Origin of the sequence: Rhodopirellula europaea 6C (assembly GCF_000338295.1) — a bacterium.
Lineage (GTDB): Bacteria > Planctomycetota > Planctomycetia > Pirellulales > Pirellulaceae > Rhodopirellula > Rhodopirellula europaea.
The window spans coordinates 1-11211 of the sequence record NZ_ANMO01000256.1; the positions used below are offsets into that span (position 1 = coordinate 1).

The 11211-nt window shown below is 56.0% G+C and carries 8 protein-coding genes; 1 reads left to right on the forward strand and 7 read right to left on the reverse strand.

What is annotated here, in order from left to right:
• From trpA to RE6C_RS26915, 4 genes are all read right to left on the reverse strand, one after another.
• Positions 1–616: tryptophan synthase subunit alpha (gene trpA, locus RE6C_RS26900; protein WP_008661789.1), on the reverse strand; the 616-nt coding region annotated here is incomplete at its 3' end.
• A 63-nt stretch (positions 617–679) separates the two neighbouring features.
• Complete coding sequence (locus RE6C_RS26905) at positions 680–1168, reverse strand: hypothetical protein (protein WP_008661790.1); 489 nt, start codon at positions 1166–1168, stop codon at positions 680–682.
• Positions 1169–1285: 117 nt separating this feature from the next.
• The gene (locus tag RE6C_RS26910) at positions 1286–2599 is read right to left on the reverse strand and encodes an outer membrane protein assembly factor BamB family protein (protein ID WP_008661793.1); all 1314 of its coding nucleotides are present in this window, start codon (positions 2597–2599) and stop codon (positions 1286–1288) included.
• Positions 2600–2941: 342 nt separating this feature from the next.
• On the reverse strand, positions 2942–4921 hold the full coding sequence (locus tag RE6C_RS26915; protein WP_008661795.1) for a hypothetical protein: 1980 nt from the start codon (positions 4919–4921) through the stop codon (positions 2942–2944).
• A gap of 352 nt (positions 4922–5273) precedes the next feature.
• On the opposite strand from RE6C_RS26915, the gene RE6C_RS26920 reads away from it, so the two are divergent.
• Positions 5274–6446 carry a hypothetical protein gene (locus tag RE6C_RS26920; RefSeq protein WP_008661796.1) on the forward strand — a complete coding sequence of 391 codons (1173 nt, stop codon included), beginning with the start codon at positions 5274–5276 and terminating at the stop codon, positions 6444–6446.
• 5 nt (positions 6447–6451) lie between these two features.
• Here RE6C_RS26920 and RE6C_RS26925 read toward each other — a convergent pair whose 3' ends face one another.
• The 3 genes from RE6C_RS26925 to RE6C_RS26935 all read right to left on the reverse strand — a co-directional run bounded on the left by RE6C_RS26925 (position 6452) and on the right by RE6C_RS26935 (position 11158).
• Positions 6452–8011 carry a glycosyltransferase family protein gene (locus tag RE6C_RS26925; protein ID WP_173401838.1) on the reverse strand — a complete coding sequence of 520 codons (1560 nt, stop codon included), beginning with the start codon at positions 8009–8011 and terminating at the stop codon, positions 6452–6454.
• 187 nt (positions 8012–8198) lie between these two features.
• Entirely contained in the window at positions 8199–10238 is a 2040-nt protein-coding gene (gene metG / locus RE6C_RS26930; protein WP_008661798.1) for a methionine--tRNA ligase, read from the reverse strand.
• A gap of 152 nt (positions 10239–10390) precedes the next feature.
• Positions 10391–11158, reverse strand: a complete 768-nt coding sequence (locus tag RE6C_RS26935) for a PIG-L family deacetylase (protein WP_039963594.1) — start codon at positions 11156–11158, stop codon at positions 10391–10393.
• Positions 11159–11211: the final 53 nt, after the last annotated feature.

Sequence of the window (11211 nt, forward strand, 5' to 3'; positions counted from 1 at the left end):
TTTGCTCTCGCAGCCACCCAACGTTGTCCACCAAATTGGTCGGCAACGCGGTTCGCTCGCCCGTGATCCCGGTCACCGAAACGTAGTAGAGAAATCCGCTGGACAATTCCGCGATTCTGCACTGACGGTCTCGGGTCGTGGTCGGGGTAACCAATTGGATCAGATCAAAACCCTTTTCGCGGCAGATCTTGCTCAACTCGTCCGCTTCTTCAACCAACAGGTCAGGTACGATCGCGCCGCAATAGCCGGCTTGCATCGCCTGATCGACGTACTTGGCCATGCCAATTCGGTAGATGATCGAGTAGCTGACCATCGTGACCCGCGGCATCGCGTCGACGTCGGAATTTTCGGTCAAACGTTGGCCTAAATCCCAAACGTGTTGAAGTTTGAATCCGGCGACGAGTGCTCGTTGGTACGAGGCTTGGATGACGGGGCCATCCGCAATGGGGTCGCTGTAGGGAACGCCGACTTCGCAAAGGTCCGCTCCGGCCTGGCGTGCTGCCGCGATGACCGCTTCCGTCGTATCGATGTTTGGGTCGCCAGTCGTCAAAAACGGCATCAGGGCTTTGCGGTTTTGACCACGAAGGGATTCAAACAGGCTTTGCAGAGGCGTCATGGATGGCGGATCGGCGTCAGGATGGGCGGACGGAACAGGTCTCAACGAATTCTGCCGCCAAGCCTAGATTCCCGCGTGCGGATCGGCAACCAAGCCGCCACCAAAGACCGGGCGAGTTGGAACCGGATGGAACCGCGGCCAAGGCACCTCGGGTGCCTTTTCTGGTTCGGCGTGCACGCCACCGGTGACCGGATCCAGGTTCAATGGCATGACTCCGTCGATTACGCCTGAACCAACTTGACCAACAGCTTCGTGACGCGTTGGTCCGGTGCTGTCGCACATCACGCCATGTCCGTCCGTGGGGACGATGACGGCTCCGTCCTCGATCAGGCTTTGTGTGTGCTGAGCGGCCGTGTGGGGACGCCCACGACGCCAATCGCCGAGCAACCCACCATGATCGTCTGGATCGTGGATTCGTTCACTGGGAACTCCCAACGCCACGCAACCGCTCGAGCTGGCGAGCACACAAATCAGCAAGCACCGCGTCAGCGAGCGTGCGATTTGGCCCCGGCCAATCGGAGCAATGCGGTCATGAGGATTGGAATGTGGCATAGCCAATCCATCGACCGTTCCAATCGATTTCTTTAGAAAAAATTACCTGATCGGAAAAGTCCGCTGATGTGCTCAGGCGGAGCAGCCCGGCAGAGTCGTCGCGGCAAGCAATCGAGTTTACCGAAGACCGACCGCAATCAGATATTCCTGACGCTGAGCACCTTTGCCAACTCCCGTTCGGATGAGCAGTCGATCATCGACCGGGACCGGTGTCGCGAAAATCGAATCGCCCGTTTTGTTCTCGGCCATCAGATCAAAACGGTCCGGGCTCGCTTTGAAAACGAAGATCGTTCCTTCTTCGGACCCCACGTAAACTCGGTTGTTCACCAACACGGGCGACGAACTGATTCCACCACCGAACAATCGCGAACGCCACATTTGTTTGCCGTCCATCGTCCGCCAGCAGTAGGCGACGCCCGTGTCGGCCACAGCGAAGACGTAGTTGGGAATGGTCAGCAACGACTGTTCGTAACACTTGACGTTGTTTTCCCACTGGACGTTGTTGGAGCTTCCATCACCGAGAATGCACCAGGTTCCAGAGCCCGGGTTGCCGCCGCTGGTCATCACCCGGCGATCGTCCCAAACCACCGTGCCACAGATCGCTGCGGTGGCCGTGTCAACGCGCCACAGTTCTTTGCCTGAGACTGGATCATAAGCGTTGATCATGTCGGCACCCGACATCAGCACCATGTCTTGACCGCCGATCGTGGTCGCGATCGGCGTCGCGAAATTCAAGTTGGATGGCCGTTCGACTCGCCAAACGATCCGACCGGTGTGCGTGTCGAGAGCAGCGAGGCAACTGTCAGCGCCGTCGTACTCCGCTGCGACGATCAACAAATCGTCCACCAAAATGGGGCTGGCTCCGTAGCCAAATTGAAAACGCGAGGGACGAAAGTCCGCCACCTTCTTCTGCCAATTTTGTTTGCCGTCCAAGTTGAGTGAGGTAACGACGATCGCATCATCAGTGTGAAACGACACGAAGACATGTTGTCCGTCAGAGGCTGCGCTCGGCGAAGCGTATGAATTGTTCGAGTGAATCCGGTCCGGCATGGTTCCGCGATGGATCACCCAATTGTCGACCATGCGTCCATCCGATCGATTGCACTTGATGAGCCGTTGAGTCTCGTCTTCTGCAACCGCCGTGGTCAGGAAGATGTGTTCGCCAACCACGATCGGCGTTGAATGTCCACGACCGGGAATCGACGTTTTCCAGACGACGTTTTCGCCACGTTCCAAGTCCCATCGAACGGGAGCGTCCGCATCTGTCGCGGCATGGTTGTCACCGTCTGGTCCGCGCCATTGTTTCCATTCCTCCGCACGGCACTGGGGAGCGAATGACAAGCTAAAGGCCGCAACGATCAATCCGGTGATCGTCGTAAATATCAACTTCCAAGTGCGAGCAACGCTCGAAGCTTCAGTGGTGCGGTACATGTTCCAAATCCATTGTCGGAAAAGAGAGTGTGAGAAGAATATGTTCGCGAAACGCTGTGTGCGAATGAGGAGCAACGCATGAAATGCCGTGTGCGGACGTCGAGACACTCGCATCGGATTTGTTGAGCCGAACCGAATGGATGCCATCAGACATCAAAAAGATGGTCGTTTACATTCGGCGAAGCTTCGCGTCTCGCGGAGAATAGGGGCTTCATGATTGGCAGACGCTGTTGTCTGTCAATCCGTGTCTGTCAATCGGCGGCCTGCCCCTAAACGACACGAGGTTGATGAGCAAATTGCTATCAACCTCGCGTTGGGTGTTTCAAAGTCGTTGGTGGAAGATCAGTTCACTGGCAAACCACCGCCCACTGGCAAGCCGGCATCGGCCGCTGCTCCCGCCGCTGCCTCATTGGGCAGGCCAGCACCTGCTGGCGGACCAAAGGGGAGTCCATCGCCCAAGCCTGGCAATCCGCCTGGCATACGATCGATACCCTCGCCGTCTTCGTCTTCATCCGATAGCTCGACTCCCGCCAATTTCGCCAGAGCAACACGTTGCTCTTCCAGCGACTCCAGCCACTTCTTTTTGTCATCCAGCTGGTCGTCGTTGATCGCCTCTGCGATCGGGCGAATGTCATCGACCCATGACGTCAGAACTTTTTTGTCTTCGTCCGACGCTGCCGCGATCAAACCTCGTGGGGTCTTTGGAACCTCTGCTTCAGCTGATCCGACTGCACCTTGCATGATTTGTTGCAGGACGTGAGTGATTCTTCGGCGAGACAGCGACACTTCTGGTGGCTGGGGTTTTGCAGCCGGCATGCCGCCCATCATTCCCATACCCATGCCCATTCCCATGCCTCCTTCCATCATCATGTCGGAGCCCATTCCCATGTCCATGTCCATTCCCATATCCATGTCCATGCCCGATTGCATCATTGAATCCATTCCCATGTCCATGCCACCACCCATCATGCCGCCGGTGGTACGACTCTTGTCTTTCTTCTTCTTTTTCTCTTCCTTGACGCCCAGGAATGTTTCTGGATTTGGTGGCTGCTTCACGGTCATCGTGATGTTGCGATCGCGTGCCTGCAATCGTTCCAGCTCTGATTCCACCGTGTCGAAAGCACGACGCGTCCAGCTTTTTAAAACGCCGTCGGTGTCGGCGACCTGTCCATTGAGTTGATTGGTCATGTCGCCCAGCTGGGCGGCCGAATAGAGCGCGATCAAGTCAGGCTTTTCTTCATCAGTGCTGATCGAAATCAACTGCTTGCCCAGTGAAGTGTCATCAGGTGTGCTGAGGTAATGCAGAATGTCGACCGCCGAACGCTGCAAGTAAGCGTGCGCCTTCGGATCGCGACCTTCCGGTGCCGGTGCATCGAGCAAATCGGTCATCAGTTGCGTCAGCTTGGCCTTCGGTTCATCCTTCATCGATGAGAATCCGTACATTGCAGTTCGATGCAAAGCTTGCAAAGCTGCCGCGCGAACGCCGTCGACCTCCTCTTCGTTTTCGTACAGACCAACAAGGGTGTCAAAAAGAGGTGCAACAACCGCAGCCAATGGCAGAGGCGGACGTCCCGTCGCTCCATCGTACGGGTTGCTGTCAAGCCGTCCCAGAACCAAGATTGCATTGATTCGAGCAGCGGGGATGTGGTTGCCGGTCGCCACTTTGATCATCCCCTTGTAAATCCTTTTCAACAATTCCGTCTTGCCAGGATTGTTGATGCGTTGCGCATTCGTAAGTGACTTCTCAAGCGAAGCCAGCATCGGCCCCATTTTGTTTAGGTTTTCCTTGCGAACAATTTGGTAGGGGACGACATGCTCAATGTAAACCGTCGCGCCCTTCAGGACTTCCCCAGTCAGTTGCTCCTTCTTTCGAGTCGTTGCCAAGGTTTTTGCCGCACGCTCGTAGCCATCAATTTGTTCGGGAGTCAGTTGCGCCGCAGGTGAGTCAATCACCTCGTACTGCTGGGCCGATGCGATTCCGCTGAGCAGCCAACACAGCACCATGACCACGCACAGAATCCAAATTCGTTTGGCGCGTTGATGATTGGAAACCTGGCCTCCGGCGTCTGGAACCGAGTGCGCTGAATTCAAATGCGCAGCGGCAGCAATGGGGCCAGTTGGATTGGACGAGGACGAGGTCGTAGTGGCGTGTCGCAAAGGAACACCTTCGGTGAGAAGAGCACGGCCGAAAAGGATCGAAACACGAATGTTTCGCGGAGTCTTATTATTCACCGACTCACCGTCTCCCGTCAACGAAAATCCCGAATGTGAGAGCATTTGAGCGTTTGGAGAGGCTTCTCGCGGCCCGCCCGACACTTTCATCCGAGGTCCACGAAAAAAGGCGAGGCCGGCTCCGAAGAACCGACCCCGCCTCGCACGGGGGGACGCTTAATATTTGGGTAAATCATGGTGCAGAGTGCGTCCCTCCGACACAAACAACCATAGTTCCGTTCCTGCGAATTTCGAGCAATTCGGTCTCGGAATCGGGCGTTCTGGAGCAGTCCACCGCTCTCCGAGATGGTTTGTGAGGAAGGGAACGATTGTGACGTTTGGAGTCCTTGGCAGACCCGATTGATCGGGGTGATCCGCCGCAAAACTTTCCCAGCCTGAACCGGATGGATTGGAGTGGCGGTCAAAATTTGCCGATTGTTCCGGTTGGAGGGGGGCCTCCGTCATGGATCATCGTTTCGCCCACGACACCGTCGTTCAGGCCGCGATCCATGTCCATTTCAATCCTTTGGGAACGGAAGTGACGGAAGTAGCAATGCAGAGCAACACCAACCGTTGGGTCGGCCATTTCGCACTGCGAACTGTGGAGCCGGTGGAAAATCAGGAGCCGGTGGCACGACGTTGGCGATCCGCCTTCGTCGCAGGAGTCGCAGCTTTGGTAAGTGTGTGCGGTGGAGACGCCAACGCACAACGACCGGTCGTTCCCGGGACGGGCACCGAGCTCGTCGGCGTGGCCGATGACTTCGAGGACGAATCGTGGCGATACGTGCCGAACAATCCCAAAAGCACGGAAGACATTGATGAAAATCAACGTGCACCGATGGGGAAAAGCACCAACGGCCGTTGGTACGAAGGCATCAAACGCGGCCACCCGGACGTGGTCGAACGAGTCGTCACTCCTGCCGGCGGATTGCCGGGCAGCAAAGGCGCTCTGCTAATGCGCAGTAAGTTCACTGGCATCCCAGGTAACGCTAGCGGAACGATGCACCAAGATGACTTCATTGCAAACGTTCAGTATCGACTGAAGCGTCGCATCGATGTTTCTGAGGTGCCCAGCGTCACAACTCGAGTGTTCCTGCCACCAGTCGCCGAATGGGAAAAGCGCAGCGGACCACACTTTGGCTTCCGTTTGGCTCTCGAAACAACGGCATTGATCGAAAAAGAGATTGGGTTTCTCAAACTCAAACGCAAAGAGATGGGCAACGAGATTTACTGGCCCGGAATGTTCATCGAGTTTGAGAGCAAAGCAGACAGCCGAAGCCGTACCGACGACTACGCTTACCTGCGAGTTCGCAGCAACCAACGCGGAGCCGACTTCCGCGGACCACAGATCACGACGACTGGTTGGTGGACGATGGGTATCAGCGTCACGCCCGATGGCATGGTGCACTACTACGCCTCGCCGGGCGTCGAGGACCTGACGGAAGAAGACTACATCACCAGTCAATTCCCATACGGTTACGAAGCCGAACGAATGCGGACGTTCTTCTACAACATCTGCAGTGCAGATGATGGACGCCGTTGGAGCACTTCGTTCATCGTCGACGATCCCAAAGTGTTCTTGGTTCGACCCAAGGGCAAACAAATGGCGGGTCGGACGAGCAACTCGCGTCGCTGAGTCGTTCAATCCAGTTGTTCAACGCGGCACGGATAAAACGGCCGCGAATGTTCGACCAAATCCAACATGGTTTGGTCGCTTTGGACTTCGGAAACCGGAATGCTTTCGTTGCTGATCGCCTTTCGATATGCGTTCAGCAATTGCTGCTTTTGGTTCTCCGGTCCGAAGTGGGTGGCAACAATGTTTCGGTTGTGATCGATGACAGCAGGACGGGCTTCGGTCACCAACGCTTCGCACAATGCCGCGTTGCGTTCGCGAACTTCCTGCGCAAATCCGGCGTCGGTGTTGAAACGCTGTAGCACTTCGATCTGCATCGAAGGTGTCAATCGAGCGAAGTCGATCCAATCGTTTGCATCGCCGCTTGATTGGTCGGGCGTCGACTGCGATCTCGCGATGTCGACGTCGCGCTGAACATCTTTCCAAGCGTTCGTCTTTGCATCTTGGAACTGGCGGTTGGCCGCGGCGAGCCACTCGGGCGATCCGGGAATTTGGACCGCATCGTAGAGATGATCCAAACGCATCCCGTGATTGATGAAGTCGCCGGTCACTCCCGGCAGATTTCTAGCAACGACGCTGCGAGACGCCAGCCACGGTTCGAGGAAGACCATCCCGAATCCTTCGGCCACACTGGAAGACACGACAACGCTGGCGGCCGACAAATTGTCGACGAATTGTATGTCCTCATGATGTGCGGCGTTGAACACGACGTTTTCAACGCATCGCTCAGCAACGGCTTGCCACCTTTCGTAGGACTTCTTTTCCATGGGCGTGGCTGGCATCAACGTCATCGCACCGATCGTGGGACGACCGGCCAATTGGCACATCAACAAGAACTCGCCAAGGTTTTTGCGTCGAATGCCCCGAACGGGATACAACATCCAGCGAAAGTCGGCAGGCAGATCGAATGCCTCCCGAACTTTTTGCGTTGCGACTTCGAACTCGGGCAGTTCGGCGGTTGGAAGGCGCACGCTGTTGGGCAGGACATCGACGCGAGAACGATGAATCCCAAATTGCGCGAGCGTTTCCGCATCGCCGGTCGTTAGCGTCGCGTAGGAAAGCCGATCACCGTGTGGGTAAAGGATCGCGTCGAGTTCGCTTGCTCGCCGGCAACCATGAGATTGTTTCAGATAAGCCCAGTTTTGAGGACGCTGATCCTCGGCAAAGTCATGGATCTGCAGCAAGCACGAGTAGCCCATCGCCGCGAGATGTTGGATCACCAACGGTGATGCCGCGTTCTTGCCGAGACTGTGGTTGTGCCAGTGAACGACGGTCTGTTGGCGAGACCAACCCGCTTGTTCGCACCGTTCGTCGAGTTCGCGAGCGGTGTTTTGGGCTTGCTCGTCAACGCCCAGCGACATGTCACGATGCGAATCGTATTCCAGTGATTCGACGCTCCAGATGGACGCCGATTCACGTGTTGCTGCTTGCAACCCCGATTGTCGAGGTCCGCTGACCAGAGCGACCTCGTCAATTTCATCGGATCCCTGAAGGCAGTGAACATGGTTTTCGACTACCTGAGTCACGCCGCCACGTTCGAAATGGCAATGCACAATGAGAATTTTCATCGCGGAAATTTTCACTGGCTGTCGGTCTCAAAAGGGCAAGGCGTATCAGTGACGGAGGTCGCGCGGCGTTGATGGGCCATTCGACTCGCTTCGCTCACCCGCTCGGAGTAAGGGCGATGGTTGAGTGGAGTAGCCGTGTGCTTCGTACGCTCTTTTTCACAGGCTGGAAGCCTATGCCACACTGGGGTCAGTGGACTCGTTGACCGGGCAATGCGCCGTCATCGATGCCAAGCACGAAGACTTCTTCGCCGCCGGGGCCGGCTGCGGTGACCATGCCTTCGCTCAAACCAAAACGCATTTTTCGTGGTTTGAGGTTGGCGACCATCACGACCAAACGCCCGACCAGCTTTTCAGGATCGTATGCGGCTTTGATTCCGGCGAAGACTTGACGAGTTTCGTCGCCACCCAAGCCGAGGGTCAGTTTCAGAAGCTTGTTCGCTTCCGGCACATGTTCCGCGGAAAGCACTCGAGCGACGCGCAAGTCGACCTTCATAAAATCATCGATCGTGATTTCATCGGCGAGTGGCTCATCCTTGAGTGGTTGATCACTGTCGTTGAACGGGTTAGTGGCAGCAGCATCGGTTTCTTGAGCTGCTTCGTCTTTGCTTTCTTCCATCATCGCTTCGAGATCCTCGGTTTTAACACGGTCCATCATACGTTGAAATTTGTTGACGCCACGGTCGACCAGTGGCGTTTGGCTTTGTTCCCATGACGTGATTGGCTCGCCGAGCAAGTCACCACATTTATTTGCCAGTTCGGGAAGGACTGGGGCCAGGTAAACGGCCAATTGCCGGAACAGATTCAATGCGACCGTGCAGACGTCTCGCAGTTCATCTTGTCGTTCCGGATCTTTGTTCATTTCCCATGGCTTGGCGTGTTCGACAAACGGGTTTGCCGCGTCCGCCAATTCCATGATCAATCGCATTGCTTTGGAAAACTCACCTTCTTCATACGCGGCGGCGATTTCGTCGCCTTTCGCAGCGGCGGCTTGGAACAGCCCACCATCATCGGGATACGAAGGTGCCAATCCCGTGCGGCTTGCAAATTTGCCTACACGGCTGGCGAGGTTGACGACTTTGCCGACCAAATCAGAGTTCACCTTCTCGACAAACTCCTCGACTCCCAGATCCAAGTCTTCGACTCGCGAAGACAACTTGGTGGCGTAGAAGTATCGCAGTGCGGATGGATCGATGTGTTTGAGAAAGGTTTCCGCTTTGACGAACGTTCCATCGCTCTTGGACATCTTCTTGCCATTCACATTCAGAAATCCGTGAATGTGAACTTTGGTTGGCAGAGAGAAACCAGCTGTCTTGAGCATGCCCGGCCAAAACAGCGTGTGGAAGTAAGTGATGTCTTTGCCGATGAAGTGATGGACTTCGCAGTCATCGCTTTTCCACCAATCGGCCAAGTCTTCACCATTGGCGTTGCACCACTGCTGCGTGCTGGCGATGTAGCCGATCGGGGCGTCGAACCACACGTACCAATAGTTACCAGGTGCGTCGGGAATTTCGAATCCGAAGTAAGGTGCCGGTCGACTGATGTCCCAGTCGCGAAGTTCTTCGGCCAGAAAGTGACCTTTCAAGTAGTTGGCAGTTTCAGGTTGAAGAGCACCCGAGTTGGAAACCCATTCGGAGAGGAAGTCGTGGAGCTTTTCCAATTCCACGAACAGGTGTTCGGCTTCTTTGATGACCGGAGTCGCACCGCTGAGCGTGCTGACCGGATCGATCAGTTCGGTGGGACTGTAGGTGTGTCCGCAATTGCAGTTGTCGCCCGCTTGGTCAGGCGTGCCGCATTTGGGACACGTACCGCGAACAAAACGATCGGCCAGGAAGGTCTCGGCTTCCGGGTCGTAGAGTTGCTCCACACTTCGCTGGACGACCAGATTTGCGTCTCGAAGTGATTGCCAAATTTGGTGGCAAAGCGTTCGGTTCTCTTCGCTGTTGGTGCTGCCGTAGTGGTCGAATTCAATTCCAAAGCCCGCGAAATCACGCTGGTGAGCTTCGCTGGTTTCTTCGATCAATTCGATTTCGGAACGGCCTTCTCCGCGGGCGCGGATCATGATCGCGGTGCCGTGGGTGTCGTCGGCGCAGATGTACAAACAGCGATTACCTCGCAATTTCTGAAACCGAACCCAAATGTCGGTTTGCAGGTATTCCACCAAGTGACCAATGTGGATCGGTCCGTTGGCGTAGGGCAATGCAGCGGTAACGAGCAGACGACGCGTCATGAAAGCAGTTGTCGGTGTGGGGAGCGAGGGCTTCGGCGTTACCCACGACCCATTTTCGCGACGTGGGGTTCACCATCCGAGGTCGCGATTGTGACAAACCACCGCTGGATCGAACAGCACCAGCCGCCGAAGACCATGTCCCGGCAATTCCTCTACAAATTCATCACCGTCTTGACCAGATCGCTGACCGAGTAGGGGTGAGCTGAAGCAAACGCTTCTCCAGCCCAACATCCTGCTTGCGATCCGGTGACCAATGCCGCCGCGCGCACACGTTCGGCAATCTTGGGTTTATGGGCAAATTGACTGTCATAGGCGGTGATCGAAGCCAGCTTCTGCTCCAGACAATCGCCGATATCGACGATCAAATGGTGCGACTCACCCGGCATCACATCTGGTTCAAACGCCAAGCGGAAATACAGCTGGCGAGCGACCGCATGAACCGGGACGCCGTTGAAGTGTTCGTCCCAGCGACACAATCGGCTGTAGAACACGGCCGCATCGGTGATCTGCATCGCTTGCCAATGATCCGGTGACGCCATGGGCGTTTTTTGTCCGAATCCGATCACGATCCGAGGTCGAAATCGTCGGAATTGCCGAGCAAGCGCAATCCTTGGAACGAAACCGTCCATCAAGATGCGATTGGGCAGGTTCAGTTGAATCCGAGCGTGAACCCCAAGACATTTGGCGGCCTGGACCGACTCCGCCATTCGAGTTTCGACGTCGGGGCAATGAGGCGTCGGTTCTCCGTCGGTTAAATCGACGATGCCAACGCGATAGCCCTGACGGGCCATCTTGGCGAGCGTCCCACCACAAGCGGATTCAACATCGTCTGGATGAGCCCCGACCGCAATCACGTCAAGTGACTGCGCCGGATCATCGGGAAGAAGGAGATCGCTCGGTTCAGGAATGGCTTCGTTCATGCGAACCAGCTTAAAGCCGCGGGCATCGTCGAGACAGGTCCCAACGATGCCCG

What these genes read in the sequence shown, in the direction of transcription:
- RE6C_RS26905 (WP_008661790.1), bottom strand. Translation starts at nt 1,168, where the DNA reads ATGCCACATTCCAATCCTCATGACCGCATTGCTCCGATTGGCCGGGGC.
- RE6C_RS26915 (WP_008661795.1), bottom strand. Translation starts at nt 4,921, where the DNA reads ATGAAAGTGTCGGGCGGGCCGCGAGAAGCCTCTCCAAACGCTCAAATG.
- RE6C_RS26925 (WP_173401838.1), bottom strand. Translation starts at nt 8,011, where the DNA reads ATGAAAATTCTCATTGTGCATTGCCATTTCGAACGTGGCGGCGTGACT.
- RE6C_RS26935 (WP_039963594.1), bottom strand. Translation starts at nt 11,158, where the DNA reads ATGAACGAAGCCATTCCTGAACCGAGCGATCTCCTTCTTCCCGATGAT.
- RE6C_RS26910 (WP_008661793.1), bottom strand. Translation starts at nt 2,599, where the DNA reads ATGTACCGCACCACTGAAGCTTCGAGCGTTGCTCGCACTTGGAAGTTG.
- metG (WP_008661798.1), bottom strand. Translation starts at nt 10,238, where the DNA reads ATGACGCGTCGTCTGCTCGTTACCGCTGCATTGCCCTACGCCAACGGA.
- RE6C_RS26920 (WP_008661796.1), top strand. Translation starts at nt 5,274, where the DNA reads ATGGATCATCGTTTCGCCCACGACACCGTCGTTCAGGCCGCGATCCAT.